General features: G+C 31.2%; 19 protein-coding genes and 1 pseudogene. 13 read left to right on the top strand and 7 right to left on the bottom strand.

Features of this window, described 5'->3' with window-relative positions:
• The first annotated feature begins 258 nt into the window (after window positions 1–258).
• The 5 genes from ABH955_RS28745 to ABH955_RS28725 all read left to right on the top strand — a co-directional run bounded on the left by ABH955_RS28745 (window position 259) and on the right by ABH955_RS28725 (window position 6,227).
• Entirely contained in the window at window positions 259–657 is a 399-nt protein-coding gene (locus ABH955_RS28745) for a helix-turn-helix transcriptional regulator (RefSeq protein WP_016103338.1), read from the top strand.
• A 483-nt stretch (window positions 658–1,140) separates the two neighbouring features.
• Window positions 1,141–1,731, top strand: a complete 591-nt coding sequence (locus ABH955_RS28740) for a helix-turn-helix domain-containing protein (protein ID WP_071742567.1) — start codon at window positions 1,141–1,143, stop codon at window positions 1,729–1,731.
• 1,256 nt (window positions 1,732–2,987) lie between these two features.
• On the top strand, window positions 2,988–3,539 hold the full coding sequence (locus ABH955_RS28735; RefSeq protein WP_404491954.1) for a MerR family transcriptional regulator: 552 nt from the start codon (window positions 2,988–2,990) through the stop codon (window positions 3,537–3,539).
• A gap of 549 nt (window positions 3,540–4,088) precedes the next feature.
• Window positions 4,089–4,409, top strand: coding sequence for a hypothetical protein (locus tag ABH955_RS28730; RefSeq protein WP_404491952.1), 321 nt, complete (start codon window positions 4,089–4,091; stop codon window positions 4,407–4,409).
• A 1,008-nt stretch (window positions 4,410–5,417) separates the two neighbouring features.
• Window positions 5,418–6,227, top strand: a complete 810-nt coding sequence (locus ABH955_RS28725; protein ID WP_404491950.1) for a hypothetical protein — start codon at window positions 5,418–5,420, stop codon at window positions 6,225–6,227.
• On the opposite strand, the pseudogene ABH955_RS28720 reads toward ABH955_RS28725, so the two are convergent.
• Window positions 6,218–6,601, bottom strand: a pseudogene (locus tag ABH955_RS28720) (helix-turn-helix domain-containing protein); the annotation flags it as partial. The gene ABH955_RS28725 and the pseudogene ABH955_RS28720 overlap by 10 nt on opposite strands.
• 295 nt (window positions 6,602–6,896) lie before the next feature.
• Here ABH955_RS28720 and ABH955_RS28715 point away from each other — a divergent pair.
• Window positions 6,897–7,139: a DUF3937 family protein gene (locus tag ABH955_RS28715; protein ID WP_016107356.1), complete on the top strand. Its 243-nt coding sequence runs from the start codon at window positions 6,897–6,899 to the stop codon at window positions 7,137–7,139.
• 21 nt (window positions 7,140–7,160) lie between these two features.
• Here ABH955_RS28715 and ABH955_RS28710 read toward each other — a convergent pair whose 3' ends face one another.
• Window positions 7,161–7,733: a tyrosine-type recombinase/integrase gene (locus ABH955_RS28710; RefSeq protein ID WP_404481902.1), complete on the bottom strand. Its 573-nt coding sequence runs from the start codon at window positions 7,731–7,733 to the stop codon at window positions 7,161–7,163.
• A gap of 443 nt (window positions 7,734–8,176) precedes the next feature.
• Here ABH955_RS28710 and ABH955_RS28705 point away from each other — a divergent pair, with 443 nt between their 5' ends.
• The 5 genes from ABH955_RS28705 to ABH955_RS28685 all read left to right on the top strand — a co-directional run bounded on the left by ABH955_RS28705 (window position 8,177) and on the right by ABH955_RS28685 (window position 12,681).
• Entirely contained in the window at window positions 8,177–8,566 is a 390-nt protein-coding gene (locus ABH955_RS28705) for a DUF3221 domain-containing protein (protein WP_404458364.1), read from the top strand.
• 79 nt (window positions 8,567–8,645) lie between these two features.
• Window positions 8,646–9,647, top strand: coding sequence for a trypsin-like serine peptidase (locus ABH955_RS28700; protein WP_404458367.1), 1,002 nt, complete (start codon window positions 8,646–8,648; stop codon window positions 9,645–9,647).
• Between the two features lie 22 nt (window positions 9,648–9,669).
• Window positions 9,670–9,813, top strand: a complete 144-nt coding sequence (locus tag ABH955_RS28695) for a hypothetical protein (protein WP_404458391.1) — start codon at window positions 9,670–9,672, stop codon at window positions 9,811–9,813.
• 506 nt (window positions 9,814–10,319) lie between these two features.
• Window positions 10,320–11,786: a plasmid recombination protein gene (locus ABH955_RS28690; protein ID WP_404491949.1), complete on the top strand. Its 1,467-nt coding sequence runs from the start codon at window positions 10,320–10,322 to the stop codon at window positions 11,784–11,786.
• A 217-nt stretch (window positions 11,787–12,003) separates the two neighbouring features.
• Window positions 12,004–12,681, top strand: coding sequence for a Rep protein (locus ABH955_RS28685; RefSeq protein ID WP_404458349.1), 678 nt, complete (start codon window positions 12,004–12,006; stop codon window positions 12,679–12,681).
• Window positions 12,682–13,448: 767 nt separating this feature from the next.
• Here the strand turns inward: ABH955_RS28685 and ABH955_RS28680 are convergent.
• The 3 genes from ABH955_RS28680 to ABH955_RS28670 form a co-directional block, all read right to left on the bottom strand.
• Complete coding sequence (locus tag ABH955_RS28680; RefSeq protein WP_098430888.1) at window positions 13,449–13,676, bottom strand: hypothetical protein; 228 nt, start codon at window positions 13,674–13,676, stop codon at window positions 13,449–13,451.
• A gap of 258 nt (window positions 13,677–13,934) precedes the next feature.
• Entirely contained in the window at window positions 13,935–14,354 is a 420-nt protein-coding gene (locus tag ABH955_RS28675) for a VOC family protein (RefSeq protein WP_404458345.1), read from the bottom strand.
• 365 nt (window positions 14,355–14,719) lie between these two features.
• Window positions 14,720–15,268 (bottom strand): DUF3967 domain-containing protein, encoded by a 549-nt coding sequence (locus ABH955_RS28670; protein WP_404458342.1) that lies wholly within the window; start codon window positions 15,266–15,268, stop codon window positions 14,720–14,722.
• Between the two features lie 447 nt (window positions 15,269–15,715).
• Between ABH955_RS28670 and ABH955_RS28665 the strand changes: the two genes are divergently transcribed.
• Both ABH955_RS28665 and ABH955_RS28660 read left to right on the top strand, forming a co-directional pair.
• Window positions 15,716–16,027 carry a hypothetical protein gene (locus tag ABH955_RS28665; RefSeq protein WP_404458339.1) on the top strand — a complete coding sequence of 104 codons (312 nt, stop codon included), beginning with the start codon at window positions 15,716–15,718 and terminating at the stop codon, window positions 16,025–16,027.
• 64 nt (window positions 16,028–16,091) lie between these two features.
• A complete protein-coding gene (locus ABH955_RS28660; protein ID WP_404458337.1) occupies window positions 16,092–16,379 on the top strand; it encodes a hypothetical protein in 288 nt (95 codons plus the stop codon).
• Between the two features lie 200 nt (window positions 16,380–16,579).
• Here the strand turns inward: ABH955_RS28660 and ABH955_RS28655 are convergent, their stop codons facing one another.
• Together ABH955_RS28655 and ABH955_RS28650 are read right to left on the bottom strand one after the other, a co-directional pair.
• Entirely contained in the window at window positions 16,580–16,792 is a 213-nt protein-coding gene (locus ABH955_RS28655; protein ID WP_231009705.1) for a hypothetical protein, read from the bottom strand.
• 599 nt (window positions 16,793–17,391) lie between these two features.
• On the bottom strand, window positions 17,392–17,579 hold a 188-nt coding region (locus ABH955_RS28650; protein WP_404491947.1), incomplete at its 5' end, for a tyrosine-type recombinase/integrase.

Genomic DNA, 17,579 nt, shown 5'->3' with positions numbered 1-17,579 from the left:
GTGTTTTGAATGTATACTTTTGTTGTGTATTTTGAGGATATCAGGAGATTTAGTGAGAAGTCAATATTTAAGGGAAAACGAATGTAAACTAATATCTAAAAGTTTACATTGGATGTTTTAATTTTTATATTTGAGGTCTTTTTAAATTTTAAGTTAAAGAAAAGTATATTGTGAACTATTGGTTTACATGTATAGAACTGATAGTTTCTTTATTTTTTATTGTTTTATGTGTAATAATTTTTTTAAGAGGTGAAGGGGATGAGTTTAGGTCAACAATTAAAAAAGTTTCGTGAATCACAAAATCTTTCCCAAGAAGATGTGGCGAAAAAAATTGGAGTAACTAGACAAGCTGTTTATAAATGGGAGAATGATAAAAGTTATCCTGATATTGATAATTTGATTATACTTAGTGAGTTTTACAATGTAACACTAGATGATCTGATAAAGGGAAATGATAGTTTCAAAAAAAAAATAAAGATTGATGATAAAAATTACGTTAGTTTCTATATAAGTTTTATCTTAATATTTGTAGGGATATGTATAAAATCATCATTAGTCTTTGGATTAGGAATTTTATTACCTATATTTTATGATAGTTTTAAAAAAATGATTAGCTCTATTATTGGTGAATTTAAGTCAATAATTAAAGGGAATTGAGTTGTTTATAAAAAAAGAAGTATAGAATAGAATGTTTTTCTATGCTTCTTTTTAATGTAAATTTTTATTCAAAAGTTTACTTTCGAAAAGATAGAAAATCGAGCGAAGCGATAACCGTTTTAGGACGAGAAAATGAAATTTTGAGACCTAAAAAACGGTAAAGGTTGTAGGAATTTCCTACCAAGTTAAAAACGTAGTTTTTAGGGTTTGTCATGACAAACCCGTAGCTTGCCCTTTTCTTTTTTAGAATTTTTTATACTTAATTGCTACTTTGCTTTTGGTTACAAGAATAATAAAAAAGGGTCCTATATATAGGGCCCTTTTTCTTTTAGTTACAACAAAAAAAGCCAATCATGATATAATTGAATTGTCGAGAAACAACTATAATGAGAGGCTTTTTTATTCTTATAAAATTCTAATTACATAATAGCATAAAAAGAGTCTCCGTACTAGTTGTAAATACTAGGAATGAGGAGAAAAGTTATGACAAATACTATCAATTTAAAACAAGCTGAAAAAAATGCAAGATTGAGAGATATCGAGGATTCGAAGATCTTGTCAGAAGAAGAGATGTATTTAGCAAATGAACTTCAATCAAAAGCTAATTTAAGAGGAATGAAATTAGTTCCAGAGCGAAAAGTAAAAAATAAAGCTAAATTTGTTCAAATTATTCAAGACAATTGGAGTTATTTACAAAGTATATCTTATTTAAAAAATGAAGAAATTGTGTTTTTAATGAGTTTGATTCCTTTTATAGGTTTTGGATCTAATGCAATTGTAGACAATCCCAAAAAGAAACAGCCATTACCGCTTACACAAAGAGAATTAGCAAAGTCTTTAGAGACAAGTGAGACTAAGGTGAGTAGAGTTGTAAAGGCATTATATACAAAAGGGATCATTGCTCGTTCTGAAAGTATTGTAGAAAATAGCAATGTAAAGTCTTATGCATTATTTATCAATCCTCATATTTTATATGCTGGAGATCGGGATAATATTGAAGAAGGATTAAAGATACAATTTATAAAAATTATGAGAGCTAAACCATTAAAAGATTTACCTATTAAATTTTTTTAAAAGACATCAATTAGATGTCTTTTTTTTACATTTTTATACTTATCAAATTTGATAAGTAAACTTATCAAATTTGATAAGTATAAAAAGTCCTATAAACCCTTGGTATTACTGGTTTTTTTATACTTCTTTATGCTTGTCCCTTCTCACTCTCTATATAAGGAGCTAAAAGTTCCGCAAGGAACGGGTTGTATTTTCTTTCGCTTTGCTACAGAAAATCTCCACCCTTTCCGCTTTGCTACATCCTTGCGGAACTTTTTTCGGCTCGAGTTTGGATATCACCAAGCCGATACATCCAAAAGCAACTATTTGGGATCATCGGCTTGAATTGCTATTATACGAGCCGAACCGCTAGAACTCTCGTTTAATAATTTCACTTACCACATAGTTAGATACGTAATACGTGGGGTTCGTCCCCACACGACGAACCAGCCTCAACCCCAAAAGCAAAGGAAAACCTTCTTTTAAACCTGTTTATTTTTCTTTTTAAGCGTTTGTTTTTGTTTTTACGACAAATAGTATTATTTTAGATTTATATTCTTTAAAAAGGATTCTGGGGCGCCTGAATAGCATTTTGTATTTTGTTGTTATTTGATTCTAGATTAAGGGTTTATATTTATTTAATGTGAATTGTTTTCTTTTAGTATTTTAAAGTAATGTTTGATTGCAATTTATTAAAAATATCATGTCCTTAGTGAGTACTCATCTGGAGACATCAAAGGGACTTTGTGTACTCACTGAGTCTACATCTAGGGACACAATGGGGACATTTGAAGGTTTTTGTGTCGTCAGTGAGTGGCCATTCTGGGAATTTTTGTGTACCCACGTTTAAGCTAGGCTCCGCCTAGTCCCAAACCCTAGTTGGGCCCAAAAACCCCTTATGCTCTTCTCTCTTTTTTGATTCGGAATTTCCAATTTTATAAAATGATTTATCTTTTAGCTGAAATTTACTATGTTAAAAAAATAGGAATGTGATTCTGATCGTGGTTTGTTGTAAGGTATTAGCAAATACTTTGTGGCGCGGCCATGATCTTCGCTGTATAAGTTAAATAATCATGTATTAAGAAGAAAATGGAATATGGAATAAAGAAAGAGAAAAAATCGTTATCTTTATATGACAGGAGGATATAAACTTTAGTAGAATGAATTAGTAAAAACCTAGGTTTAATACCTAGGTTCCAAGGTTGATTTTTTTGAAAATAACCATTGGTATTAAAAATATCTAGGTTTTTATCTAGGTTTTAAAGGTGGGTAAAAAGATGGATAAAAGTGAATACCTAGGTGGAGAAAACCCAGGTTATATAGCGATGACTGTTAAAGAAGTTGCATTATGTTTAGATGAATCACCAAATGTTATAAGGAATTGGATGAAAGAATTAAAGACATATATTCCTTTAGAAAAAAATGAGTCAGGTTACAATATTTTTGATGAAAAAGCACTTGAGCAAATGAAAATAGTTAAGCAATTACATCGAGAACAGAATTATTCAATGAAACAAATTGAACATTATTTTGCTACAGGTGGAGAGAGTATAAAGCCTGTTCCTAGTAAAGAAGCTGGAGAAATTTTAGCTGAAGAATTAAAAGCATTAAAAAATGAAGTTAGTAAACTTAGAGAATATAGTGAGAAACAAGAAGAATTTAATAAATTGTTAATTGAACAATTACAAAAGCAACAAGATTATATTGATAATAAGTTAGAAAAACGGGATCATAAGTTACTTGAAACAATTCGTGAAGTGCAAGAAACAAAATCATTAACAGCATCTACGGAATCAAAAGGATTTTTTGCGAGGTTATTTGGAAAATAATTATTATGGGATTTATAAACTGAGTCCTGGTGTTTATGCCGCGAAAGTTCCTTGACGATGAGGGGAACCCTCATGCAAACTCGCCAGAGGTGGCCCCAGAAGGGCGGTTTTTGCCCGCTGGGGTTGGCTTTGGGAGTTTGAGGGTTCGGAGGCTCGTAGTCAAGGGGATCGTGGAATAAAAAGCGAGGACGGCCCCCCAGGAAAGGGCAAAAACCAATGTCTTCGCCAAGATTCGTGGTTCTACTGTTAGAAAAAGGCGAATAAGAATATAGCATACATACAATAAGGGAATGCAGTATAGATCAGTCTACAAGCATTCCCTTGCTATAAAGATGTTAATTATAGTATTTTGAAAAAAATATGGTAAGGGTATCCGAGATTTTATACAGTTTTTTAACTAATTCATTAATAAATGTGAAATCTAAAATAGAGCTAGATTAGGAATGTATAAAAATTGTATAGATTGATAGAGATAAAAAGAGTTTTTCTTGTGAGTGTTGAATTCCTTCTTTTTTACTGATGGTACAATTAAAATAATGGAGGGATATTATGTTAATTTTTTATGTAATACCACTTTTTCTTATATCCGGTATTTCAATATTTTTATTTTTCATATCTGTTTCACCAAAAATTAAGGCTAAAAATTTATCATTGATAATAATCTGTTTAGCGATAAATGTACTTACAATTCCAATTTCTTGTTTGGTGGGTTCATTTGTCTCTTATAGAAATGAGGCAGCTACAGAATTTACATATAATAATCCATTTTATTTTTGGAAAGGATTTTTCTTTATTCAAATAATACCGCTTTTTGTGCTATTTGTGGCTTTTTTGATGTTTATTTGGAAGAGGATAAAAAATAATAAATAGAATCTTAAGTTTCGGTTAACAAGAATTATGTGAATACGAAAGTCCTCCAGTTAAACAATCTGGAGGACTTTTAATAGTTTTTAAAATATATTTAATTTCAATAAAAGGGTATAGTGTTTCAATTAAAAATACTTTTATTTTAAATTTACTTGTTCGAAGCGAGTTGGACTATGGAAATATCTAGCTGGTATATCAAGTTCATCTTGCGTAACGCTATAAATATGCACTGTTCCTAATTTAGTTCCCAAAGGACTTACTACCTCTTTTTCAATTATTTTTTAAAAGTTTAATTTAATAATGAGGTTAAAAATAAATATCCATATTTCAAATGAAATTTAATTAAATTAGCCTCTTACTCTATTAAGTGAAAGAAAAGTAGAATAAATAAAAAAAAACAAAAAAATATTTTAAAAAACTTGGGATAAACAAAAATAGCTATAACATCAGATTTGATAGACTATCAAATCTGATGTTATAGCTATTTTTAGAGTAGAGGTTGGTTCGTTGTGTGGGGACGGACCTCAGGAAAGGGCAAAAACCAATGTCTTCGCCAAGATTCGTGGTTCTACTGTTAGAAAAAGGCGAATAAGAATATAGCATACATACAATAAGGGAATGCAGTATAGATCAGTCTATAATCATTCCCTTGCTATTAATATGTTAATAATAGTATTTCGAAAAAAGTATGTTGAGGCCTAGTAGTCCTCAACATACATGTCCATGTCCCGAAAAGAGGGAATAAGAAAAAATAACGTTTTTTTGTACTTAGGGGTAGTGAAAATTCTTAAGTTGATGGCGACGTATGTTGACCCCTAATACAACGATTATTGTGTTTTAAATAAGGAACGACTTCTCACAAGAGAGTCCCTTTTTTATCTTTAAAAATGGTAAAATGTAGTGTAAGGAAGGGTAAGAATGAAAAATGAACATAGGGGGATTTAAATAAGAGATGGGCAAAAACCTCAACTATGATTGTATGAAATATATAATAGAAAAGGGAGAACTTGAATGAGGAAACCAAAAGTAACTGTTTTTATCTTATTACTGAGCATATCACTATTCCTATTAAGTGGTTGTTCTATAGACACAAAACTATTAGAAAAACCAATAGGAGATTATTTGTCCGAAAACTACGGGATAAAGAATGGGGATTTTAAAATTCTTTCTGCTGATAGTGGGTTTGGAGCTCCTGATCAACAGACTTACGTGGAAATAAAAAAACCATACCGCACTCTTGCTTATTTAATTGTAGACAAAGACTCATATGAAATAGTTAAAAATGGAAGCGATGATGTTTTTCTAAAAATATTCAAAGGAGCTTATGTTGAACAACATCGTGATGTTTTGAAACAATCCGATAAGATGATAAAAAAGTATAACTTATTAAGTGAATTCTCCTATCATAAAAAGAATCCAAATTTCTATTACTATTTAGATATACATATAGATAAACAACAAGAAAAGGAATTAATTAAAAATTTCAAACGCGATCAAAAAATAAACACTGACAACATAATGAAAATGTTAAAAGATAGTAAACCTATAGATCATGCTAATTATACAGGTGTTATCAATTTTAATTACTATTACAATACCTACAAAAATAGTGAAACTGTTCCCAATGCTCAAAGTATTATGGATGATTTCGAAAAGAGCCACGTGCTAACAGAGGGCATTTATGAGATAGCTGTTCTGGCCATGTATTCCAGCCCTAATGAAACAAGCATAGGAGGAACGGACAGTCGTAATAATAATGTCATGTTTACCGTGGATAAACAAGGGAAATTCGAAATATTAAAAACAACTGTAGATTCTTGATAAAAGTGGGAATTAATAACCTTTAGATCTGATGTTTTTATGTCTTTTGGTATAAGTAAAAAGGCAATGAGACAATAAAATATAACAACAATAGTAATTAAAGAATATATGTAGAGAGAAGCTATTAATAAATATCTTTTGTAATTGCTTTGTTTTATTATCTGATTTTGCAAATTTGAATCCTCCTTTAATAAAGAATCAATTGAAACATTAAATAGATTGCTTAAGGCTAATAAATTGGTTAGATCGGGAAGACTTTTTCCTAGTTCCCATTTAGATATGACTTGTCTTGAAATAAATAATTGGCTGGCTACATCTTCTTGTGTCATGTTATTTATTAATCTTAAATGTTTTATTTTTTTTCCAATGTCCATATATGTACCTCCTTTAATTACTTTAATTATTCTAATGTTAAATAGTAAGGAACGCATCGTAGCGTTATAAAAAAGGCATGCAATAATCTGTTGCGGATCTTTTTATTGTGATTTATCTTCTTGATAATTAAGAATTAGGAAGGTGAATTATATAATTAATAAGAGAAATTATAGGGGATAAATTTTGTATAAGTTTTGATTTGAAATAAAATATATATTATCCATTTGTTGACAGAAACACGGAAAGTATATATATTTTATTTAATATTATGATTTTCTATTTAAGGGGTGCTATATGTTTAAAGATAAAAAAATGATTCGATTTGGTTTATGGCTATTTGTCTCTTTATCTGTAATTCAGTTTACTATTGGTTGTGTAAAAGGATATTATAAAGCCTCTACAGGTAATGAATTATTAATTTCAGAAACATGGAAAACAGTATTATTAGATGCTCCTGAAGGAATACTTGTTATTTTGGGTGCAATTGCTTTATATCAATTTACAAAAAAAGCACCAGAAAAAACGGCATCTATGTAGATGTCGTTTTTTTGATAGATTTTAAATATAGAAATTATCAAGTACATTGTCTTTTTCTTCTTTATTAATTCCAATGTATTTTAGTGTGATTTGGGGTGTACTATGATTTAGAATTTCTTGCAACATGGCTACATCTTTTGTTTGTTTATAGAACCAATAACCGAAGGTTTTGCGCATAGTGTGTGTTCCGATAGATTCTACACCGGCAAAATCTCCGGCTTTTTGCAATTGTCGATAAGCCTGGATCTTACTAATGGGTTTCTCTCCTTTTCTTGAAGGAAATAACCAGTTGTTTTCTAGTGTTTGGGCATACGAATAGACTTCATCAAAAATAGAAGTAAGGTTAATCATACGTTCTTTCTTTGTTTTTCCTTCTTTGATTTTGAATTCTTTTCTCTTTTTTCGTTTTAGTTTTACGATAGTGTGTGCTTCAAGCTGAAGTAGATCACTCACACGTAATCCAGTATGAATACCAATCAAAAATAGGTTATAGTCTCGTTCGGAACAATGACGTTTAAGGGCCCATTTCATATCTTCGATCTGTTCTTTGCTACGGATGGGTTGGACATCAATGAGATGTGGTTTTTTGTTCATGGATTTTTGACCTCTTTATTTAAAGTGTTTTGAATGTATACTTTTGTTGTGTATTTTGAGGATATCAGGAGATTTAGTGAGAAGTCAATATTTAAGGGAAAACGAATGTAAACTAATATTCAAAAGTTTACTTTCAATTTAGAATACGATGCTTTATTCCATCAAGTAAAAAAATTAAGTGAGTTTTGATTAAGTTTTTTTATAAAAATTGTATAATGTTTCATAAAGTAAGAATCTGTTTTGATCAATCTTTTTTCAAAATAGATTCCTTTTGTCTCTTATCAAATAAGGGATTTTAAAATATTTCTGATTAAACTTTATTCCAAATTGACATATGAAAATGATTTTTGGATGTAACTTTATTTAAAGTAAGGTTACATTTATTTTTTTGCTATTGAATTGTGCTATTTTATAATGTATCAAGATATACAGAGGAGGTTAATATGAAAAACAATAAGATGATTATCGTAATAGTTATACTGTTACTTATTACCTGCATGGCTCTGCTTATTATAAAAAAACCTGTAAAAGAAATCGCTTTAGATTCTACTGTAAACCCTACAAACGAAACGTCATCTATAAAAGAAGGGTATGTTATATTCAAAAATAATAAAATTTATTTCATTCAAAATGAGGACAACGAGAATTATCAGAATATTCTTGATAAAATTAAAAACAAACAGCACCCATCTGATTCTATATTAACTTCTCATAACTCCAATTTATTAAAAAATATCGAAAGTGGAGATAAGATAAAAATATGGATAAAACAAGTAGTAGAATCATATCCTCAAAAGTTGATAATAGAAAAATACGAAAAGGTAAAAAGTTGATAAATTTTTATTTTATTCCAAATAACTCTCATTTTTTTGTAAAATTATTTTGTGTATTAAATTTATGGGGGGAATAAAAATGAAAGTTAAAAAGTTTGCTTGTTCTCTTGTTTTTTCACTTAGTCTCATCTCTTTTACTAGTTTCGCTTCGGCGGAAACAACCGTTCAACCGGAAAAAATATTAACTCAAAACCAAAGTAGTCCTTACGACATGATTAAATCTGATGGTACTATAGTAAAATTCAATGAGTACTCAAAGTCTTTAACACAACAAGATTACGATGAAATTAACACTGGAATAATTGGGAATGGAAAGGAAATTACACCAGGAGCTCCCTTTAATTTAAAACCTTTAAATAAATTAGGATTACCTAAAGAAAAAGATAAACCAAATGAGGTTGTTTTCGGGAATGATACTCGAAACAAGGTATCTGATACATCTACACAACCCTATCGTTCAATATCATATATTTCTACGTCCTTCCCTGATGGTGATTATATGTGCACAGGGACTGTAATTGGAAAAGATACAGTTTTAACTAATGCTCATTGTGTATACGACACGGACACTAAACAGTATTTAAAAACTGGATATATTATTCCGGCATTAAACGATTCACACTATAGTTATGGATATTATAATATTGAAAGTTACAGTGTTCCTTCTGGATATATTAATAGCGGAGGTAGTTCTGAATATGATTTTGCAGTAATGAAAGTATCAACAAATGGAGGTTCACATATCGGTGATGTTGTTGGTAGTTTAGGTATTAAACAAGTTAGTAGTATAAAAGGTGTTGGAATAAAAGTATACGGATATCCTGGAGATAAAGCACAAAGTACAGGGGTTGTATCTCAATGGGGATCTTCTGGTTCGATTCTACAAGAAAATTCATCCTTAGCTTTCTATGAAATTGATACCTACGGTGGACAATCTGGTTCTGCTATGTTGAACTCTTCAAATCAAATAATTGGTGTTCATAATGGTGGGTATGATTTAAGTGGTAATAAAGTTATAGATTCAAATGGTGGTCCAAAAATGGTTAAGCCTATGTATGACTTTATTACATATGCGCGTTAATTAAAAATAGAATTTTAGTTTGATGAAATTGGACAACCTAAAATCAAATGAAAATAGTCCAAATCAATCGATTACAATTAGTGCAGATGGAAAAACGTCTTTTTCACAAATCCATGATGCATTTAAAGATGCAGTATCAGCAACTTCTAAAGAAAGCGTGAAATAAGATAATTAAATTGAGAAATCTAACTAAAAAAGAACTGGGCATAAATTGCCCGGTTCTTTTTAGTTCTACAGTTTTTTAAAAGAATTAAAGAGTATTAATAATGAACGAGAGTAAAAATGATTACTTGTGTTGGTCAATTAAAACGGACCTAGCGAAGCGAAGGGAGTATTTTACTTGACCAACTGAACTACACTAAAACCCTTTTAGATTGTCAAACGGTATACGTTTGACCCCGCCAACCGGCGAGGGAGTCCCTCAAGGATTTGAGGGGTTGGGGAGTTCGATAAAGGGGGTCTGGGGAAGAGTTCCCCGGCAGGTTTGGACAGAGTCCAAGGTCTTTTTTTGCCATGCTAAGCATGGCTCGGCAAAGCCGAAAAGCGTCGCAGACCCCTATCGATTTTGATGCGTTAGCGTCAAAATAAGTATAGGGTTACTCTAATTGACTCCATTTCGTCGCTTTGCTAGACTTATGGTATCAATTAATCTAGGGAAAGTGGTGGCATTTTATGTTGGGGTCTATCTCATTTAATCAATCTCACCAAAGTTCATTGAGCCACAATAACAGAGAAAATATTTATGGAAATCTTGGCATAGATCCATCCAGGTTAGAGGAGAATATTTACTTTGTTCAAAAGGACATCCGAAGTGTATACAAGGATGTTTTTCAGGAAGCGGTGGACAAGTATAACGAAAAACAAAAACGGAATGACCGTAAGATTGATGATTACTATGACAAAATACATAAAGATGATAAGACACATGAGCAACGAGAATTGGTTGTAGCGGTTGGAGAGGGTAAAGATGACCCAAAGTATAGGGAAGCTAAAAAAGAAGCGTTAAAACAGTATGCGGAGGCGTTTCAAGAGCGAAATCCAAACCTAACGGTTTATAACATGGTTTTACATGATGATGAAGCCAATCCGCATTTACATATTAACTATGTACCGAATTTCGAAAGTAGTCGAGGATTAACGAGGCGTGTCGGAATGGATAGAGCTTTGCAGCAACAAGGTGTAGAGGGAACGGGAAGAAAGTTAATTGCACATTGGAGAGAATTAGAAACGGCCTATATTGAGAAATTAGCGAAAGAACACATTCCAAATTTTGAACGTGCCAATGTAGGTTCACATAAATACATGAAAGTCCGTCAATACAAGGAATATGCAGAAACAAAATCAATTGTTGAGAATCAAGTACAAGAAAAAGAGATGCAGTTACAAACGATTGACCATAACTTAAAAAATGTTGAAGAGAAAACAAACGAATTACAAGTAGTGAAAAAGAGTTTGGAAAGCGATGTCGTTGATAAGTACAAAGAATTAGAGGTAGTGAAACAACAAGTAGAGAGTGAAAGTGAAAAGCTACAGCTAATTGGCCAGTGTCATATAGAGTTAGAAAAAAGAGTAGAACAAATGCAAAAAGAATTAGATAGTGTTACGGATCAAGTACCCAATGAACCTGTTAAAATTCCATTTTTACGTAAAGAAGTAGTAGTAGAAGTACAGGATAAAATGTTTGGAAAAGCTGAAATCACGAAGAAACAGACAAGAAATTATGTGTTATCACCAGAACAATATCAAGAATTAACAAAGCAAGTGAATGCAGCGGTTACTATCAAAAAGGATTATGAGCGTTTGAAAAAAACAGATTTTGTGAAAGAGAATGAGAGTTTAAAAACGCATGCAGAGGGATGGATGAAAGAAAATCGAACGTTGAAACAAGAAAAAAGTAAGTTACAAAAAAAAGTTGGTGTATTAAATATAGAAATTAGCTCATTAAAAGCTCATATAAAGGTTTTGCAGACGAATATAAGAGTTTTGTATGTACAAACGAAAAAAGTTTTAAAAGAACAATTTAAGGTGTTTAGAGGGATTGTTAAAAATGAATTGGATAGCAAGGGAGTAGATAATCAATTTGAACGTGAACATAAGAGAGAAATAAGCAGACATCGAGATTTTGATAGGGAACGGTAAAAAATAGGGAAACTTTGTTTTTATCTTCAAGGTTATTGAAAACGTGATAGAATGAAAAAAAAGAGCCATGCTGGAACATGACTCTTTTTATAGGGTATTCTACGAAAATACCTAGACTTCATTTATCTGATTATAGATTATCATAATTTGTTTTATAATCAAATAGCAAAAAATAGGTGTTTTTGTTGATTCCCTTAATTTAGAGGAGGAATTAACAATGAATGAAGAATTGGGACAAGCTTTAAATCAAGCTGATAGAAATGCTAGAAAAAGAGATTTTGAGAAATATGGAAAACAAAGAGACCAAGCTGAGGAACTAAAAAAATCTCTTTTACAACAGTTAAAAGAATTAACTGGAGAAGACCATTATGTTGGAACTAATAAAGATCCATTTGCTGGAGAGCCATTTAATCAAGTAATGCACAGAAATTTAGATTTGTTGAATAATATTGGTTATTTAACTCAAGCAGAGGAAAGTTTTTTATTTAGAATTCAAGCTTATTTGGAGTTTAGAAGTAATGTTATTATTTGTAGAGATGATAAATTTAAAAGAAAACGAAAGAGTGCTGAGGAAGATTATGAGTTACCAAAAGCAGCAACTGTTTCTGAAATTGCTGAAATGATAGGGAAATCAAGAGAAAAAACTTCTTTGGTTATGAATTCATTAAAGAAAAAAGAAATTTTACTTAATCCAGAAGGTGCTGGACAAATTATTGAAAATGGTCGCACTGTAAGTCCTAGAACATGGGTGGTAAATCCTTATATAATGATTTGTGCACCTCGAAAAAATGAAGTGAAACTTGATAAATTAACGATGAGATTGTTTCAATATTCTTTGAAAAATCTTAAAGATCAAAATGGTAAAAAGGTAAAATTACCAGCTAGATTTTTTTAGACTATATCAATTTGATATAGTCTTTTTTATATGTATTTCAAAGCAAGTTATCCGCTTTTTTTACTTAATTGTATTTTTTTAGGTGTGACGAAAACGTCACAAAAAGACTTAAAAGTGTGACGTTTTCGTCACACCCTGAAAAGTGTATTCAACCCAGTCATATCAAGGGATTCACACGTTTTTTGTAGATGCTCTCTATTATCACTATTATTAAAGGCTAAAAGTTCCGCAAGGAACAGGTAGTATTTTTGAGCAAATAACGCTCAAAAATCTCCACCTTCAGAAAAAGAAAAGTCGGTTCGTTATTCCTCACCTAAAGGCTATCGCCTTTTCTTTTTTTTTTCTGTCCTTGCGGAACTTTTTTCGGCTGGTTTTTAGCTTTCGCCAAGCCGAACAGACCAAAAACGGGATTAAGTTGCTCGACTTGGATCAGCAATTGTACCAGCCGAACCGCTAGTTCTTCCGTTCAAGGTATTCTTCTTTTTCCATATGAAATTAACGCTATGTGGGGTTTCGCCCCCACACGACGAGCCAGCACTCACACCCAAAAACAGGGAAATCGTTTAAAATCAAAAACATATATATGTTTAGTATCATATTTTATAAAGTCTTGCTTTGTTAAAGAAGACTGCGGAAACAGTTGTTCTTTAAATACAAAGAGCTGCCCATATGGACAGCTCTTTTACATAATTATCGTTATAGGAAGCTAATTTTTAATATTACAGCAATCTCCTCTCTTGTTCAGAGATAAGTGTAATCCACACCGATTAATCATTTTCACCTGAATACACTTTTAAATCTTCCATTGCTATGGCTATAGCATGTTTTTCTGTATCAATTAACGATATTCCTTGTTTAATAGGAGCCCAATGCTTATATCCATAATCCTCAAACCACGCAAAAACTTCTGTAGTGAAAAAGCCATTATTTCGTTTGATAACTTGAACCTTGTATCTTTTGTTTTGGGAAACAATCTCTTTAATGATTTCTGTCATTGTCTATCTCCTTCTACCTTTTATCCAGATTGTACCACATCAAGAATATAGATAATAAAAGGTATTTTGATTGCATATTCTATACATGTGAGGTTAACATAACGTCCTATTATCGGTACTGAAAAAGGATCTTCGATTGAAGATCCTTTTGTATTTATTATCTTCCACAATCGTGCCCGATTGCGGAATAATGATTTAACTTAGTTGTCATCATATTAATTCCTGAAAATCCACTGTTTATTGAATGATCAAAATCTTTTATTGCGATATTAGATATTTTTCTTTGAAGATGGGACTTAATTGACTCCAAACATCAAATTTATTACCATTTAAATCATAAAAAACAAAGTTCTTTCCAGTGTGTCCTCTGTTCTCGATTTCTCCAACTTTTATTTCTTTTTTAATAAAATCACTATGGATTGATTCAAGTGCATTTAAACCATTAACTTCAAATGTTAAAGAGAAGCGCTCTTCATCACAAAAATCGAAAAAATTTAAGCTTTGATTTGCTTGGGATTTAACCAAAAAAAAACTTTGGTTTGCAAAGTTAAGAATAGCCTTGTCTTCATCTTTATAGCTTAACTCTGCACCTAATTTGTTTACATACCATTTTGAAGAAAGTTCTACATTGGTAACAGGAATATAAATAGTTCCAACCCTCAACAATTTATCTTTCATTCTACTCTCTCCTTTCAGTAATTCAAATAGCATTAATAAATATATTCTCTTTTTATGTACCTATTGCCTTTGAGAATTTCACAAGCTCGCTCCATTAAATGGCTCTTTAGTTGAAGAAGATCTGAAAGGGTTGAATGCATGCTCTATACAAATCTAGTTCACATAACGCACATTATCGGTAGCAAGGAAAACGGACAAACCTTTGATACAATTGGGTTTGTCCGTTTTCTCTTGGTATCGTGCTATTCATGATTTTATACATTGTAGAGATATTGGAACTTTTCAGGTTTATGAATGTCCTGTATTAGTACAAAAATCTGTATAGAATTCTGTATAAAAAAGCCTGCATATAAGCAAGGCTTTTTCTATTTCCAAAATTGCCACCACTTTTTTTGTTGAGTGGCTGCAATCAATTTTTTAGTCTCCTGGGTTTCACGGATCATAGTCATTAGGCTTTGATCACGCTCATCCATTCTTTGAATCACAGCTTTTTGAAAATCCTGTTGTTGTTTTTGCTGTTCAATTAACCATTCCTTTAAACTTTCCTCATGTTTTTTTAGTTGTTCAGATACTCTTTCAGTAACAATTCTATCCAACTCTTGAACAGCTATAACTCCTTGTCCTACTCGGGTTTGTTCAGTTGTTTGGATAGGTTCAATGTCTATATATTCAGGGAATCTTTCTTTACTGAGGAGCTCAATAATTTGTTTTGTTTGGAGGTTTCTTTTATTTCTCATTTTAGCTATAAATTGAAAAACAGGTATACATTCTCGATGGATTAAATACTTGTTTTTTTCGCCTTGTTGGAATTTTAAAAAACTATCGTAGGTCTGACAGTTTCGTTTTATAGTCATAGCTGATACTTTTATTTCCTTGGCTACTTCTTCAGCTGATAGCCAGTCTTTTTGTTGCACTGTTCAGATCACCATCCTTCTAAACACCTAAACATCTGAACTAAACACCATTCAAACAACTGAACAATTCTATGTCTGACAAGGGTTTCCCTGTTTTTCTGTTCAGATGACTGTTTAGATAATATAAAACTAGTTTAACATCTGAACAAGCAATATATGCAGGAATTCATACGAAAATTGCTAGAAATGAAAACAGAAGGATTAGCATCATTACAGGAATGTATGAAATGGCGTATGAAGAATAGATTTTAAGTCACACACAGAATGTTGATATCATGGGGATTATGGTAATATCTAACTACCAATAATGTTACGTTATGTTAACCAAACATGAATAGAATATACTATAAAAATCTACTGATTTTTTCACATATTCTATGATAAGGTGGTTGTAAATGGAAATGTATACAATCATTAGAAAATGTATAGGAGTGACAGAGGAATATTATGAGATATCCTAATAATCTTTATGTAATACTGTTTCTTATAATTGGCACTGCAATATTCGTAATTATAAAGGCTTATTCACCAAAAATTGAGGCAAAAAATCTATCATTTATAATGGTCAGCTTAGGGGTGAATCTACTCACAATTCCAGTCGCATTTTTTATAGGTGCAATGACAACAGACTCTCCAGATAGTACTGAACTTCTTTTTTGGGGAGTATTTCTCTTTATTCAGGGAATACCGCTCCTCATACTACTTCTAGCTTTGATATGGTGGTTTATCCGCAAGGGCAAAGAAAAAATCGACACATAGAATTTTAAAATGACTTCCAATAACGGGAATTATGTAAACATACCTCAATGATAAAGGAGTTGGTATGTTGTTTAGAAAGTTTATAAGAAGATATGTCTGTTCAGTTTGTGGCTATAATTGTTTACCAGGACCATTCTATATTAAAGAAGGAATCTCAAACGTAAGTTTAATATGTGCCTGTTGTGCTTTTCAACCAGGATATGATGATGAAGAACTCGGATGGACTATTGAAGCATATCGTGAGAATTGGCTTCAAGAAGGAGCTATATGGTTTGATCCAAAAAAAAGGCCAAAGCATTGGGATTTAAAGCAACAGTTAGCTAACCTTAATATAGGGGTCCCACCAACATAACGCGAATTTCGTACGCTAAGGAATTTTTAAGTTAAAAAACTTGGTTTTACCATACGTTAACAAAGTACCATAAACGACATTTAATGTTTGTAATGGTACTTTGTTTTTGATAATGAGTTTTGGAACTGGTTTTTGACTGTATTTCTTTTAGTTATATTAGAATTAAATAGAGTTCCTTAAACGATCGTTTTCGGTTCTTATTATACAATCATTGTTACATCGAAACCATAAAAATATAAATATATCCCCCCAATTAAAAGTGCCGCAGCAACGATTAATATTATTACTCCATCCGGACTATTAAGAATTTCTTTTATATGTTTTTTTGATATTTGCTTAGTTTCTCCACTTGAAAAGAGATAAACAATGGAATGGAGAATTAGTAAGAAAAATGCCGTAATTACCTCTAACATGGCTTATGTACCTCCCTAATATATGTGAACCATTAATTAACCAATAATTGCCTTATACATTATATCAGCTAGGGTACATGGAAGTATAACAAATTATTTATATAACTTATTTTATTAATCGATATATTAAAAAAAGACACCGAATAATTCCTTAGCGTACGAATTTCGCGAAATGTTGGTGCTACCCCATATAAAAGATTAACTATCGATAACACTGATTATGTAAAAGAAAAGTATCTTCAAATCTTCTGAAGGTACTTTTCTAGGTTTTTAGATACATTGAATACCGATAAGTGGGGTTATGTTAACTGACAGGGTATATAATATATAATTGGGTGATAATACATAGTAAAATAAATACAGAGGCTACAATAAACAAAATGCTATCATTATGATTCTTTTTCCAATCATTTATGGATGCATATATTGTTAGAGTAAAGATAATAAGTAAGAGTATCAGAGAATGATTTATTGAAATGGTAGCTATAAGCCAAAAAATAATGGAGGTTATGAAAAATAAAATTAAAGTAATAAGTATCTTTTTTCTTTTCTTGTTCATATATGTGTACTCCTTAATAAATTATAAACATATTTGTTAATTAAATTTGAAATGTATCAAGAATATTATCTTTTTCTTCTTTATTGATTCCAATATATTTGAGTGTAACTTGTGGTGTGCTGTGATTCAAGACTTCTTGCAACATGGCTACATCTTTTGTTTGTTTATAGAACCAATAACCGAAGGTTTTGCGCATAGTGTGTGTTCCGATAGATTCTACACCGGCAA

Origin of the sequence: Bacillus sp. RC240, from assembly GCF_044907945.1 — a bacterium.
Classification (GTDB): Bacteria; Bacillota; Bacilli; order Bacillales; family Bacillaceae_G; genus Bacillus_A; species Bacillus_A mycoides.
This window is presented reverse-complemented; position numbering and strand designations above follow the sequence as displayed.

Excerpts from the sequence above, each read along its gene's own strand:
- ABH955_RS28710 (WP_404481902.1), bottom strand. The coding sequence starts at position 7,733 with ATGAACAAAAAACCACATCTCATTGATGTCCAACCCATCCGTAGCAAA.
- ABH955_RS28745 (WP_016103338.1), top strand. The coding sequence starts at position 259 with ATGAGTTTAGGTCAACAATTAAAAAAGTTTCGTGAATCACAAAATCTT.
- ABH955_RS28735 (WP_404491954.1), top strand. The coding sequence starts at position 2,988 with ATGGATAAAAGTGAATACCTAGGTGGAGAAAACCCAGGTTATATAGCG.
- ABH955_RS28685 (WP_404458349.1), top strand. The coding sequence starts at position 12,004 with ATGAATGAAGAATTGGGACAAGCTTTAAATCAAGCTGATAGAAATGCT.
- ABH955_RS28725 (WP_404491950.1), top strand. The coding sequence starts at position 5,418 with ATGAGGAAACCAAAAGTAACTGTTTTTATCTTATTACTGAGCATATCA.
- ABH955_RS28695 (WP_404458391.1), top strand. The coding sequence starts at position 9,670 with ATGAAATTGGACAACCTAAAATCAAATGAAAATAGTCCAAATCAATCG.
- ABH955_RS28675 (WP_404458345.1), bottom strand. The coding sequence starts at position 14,354 with ATGAAAGATAAATTGTTGAGGGTTGGAACTATTTATATTCCTGTTACC.
- ABH955_RS28655 (WP_231009705.1), bottom strand. The coding sequence starts at position 16,792 with ATGTTAGAGGTAATTACGGCATTTTTCTTACTAATTCTCCATTCCATT.
- ABH955_RS28665 (WP_404458339.1), top strand. The coding sequence starts at position 15,716 with ATGAGATATCCTAATAATCTTTATGTAATACTGTTTCTTATAATTGGC.
- ABH955_RS28730 (WP_404491952.1), top strand. The coding sequence starts at position 4,089 with ATGTTAATTTTTTATGTAATACCACTTTTTCTTATATCCGGTATTTCA.
- ABH955_RS28690 (WP_404491949.1), top strand. The coding sequence starts at position 10,320 with ATGTTGGGGTCTATCTCATTTAATCAATCTCACCAAAGTTCATTGAGC.
- ABH955_RS28740 (WP_071742567.1), top strand. The coding sequence starts at position 1,141 with ATGACAAATACTATCAATTTAAAACAAGCTGAAAAAAATGCAAGATTG.
- ABH955_RS28700 (WP_404458367.1), top strand. The coding sequence starts at position 8,646 with ATGAAAGTTAAAAAGTTTGCTTGTTCTCTTGTTTTTTCACTTAGTCTC.
- ABH955_RS28715 (WP_016107356.1), top strand. The coding sequence starts at position 6,897 with ATGTTTAAAGATAAAAAAATGATTCGATTTGGTTTATGGCTATTTGTC.
- ABH955_RS28680 (WP_098430888.1), bottom strand. The coding sequence starts at position 13,676 with ATGACAGAAATCATTAAAGAGATTGTTTCCCAAAACAAAAGATACAAG.
- ABH955_RS28705 (WP_404458364.1), top strand. The coding sequence starts at position 8,177 with ATGAAAAACAATAAGATGATTATCGTAATAGTTATACTGTTACTTATT.
- ABH955_RS28660 (WP_404458337.1), top strand. The coding sequence starts at position 16,092 with ATGTTGTTTAGAAAGTTTATAAGAAGATATGTCTGTTCAGTTTGTGGC.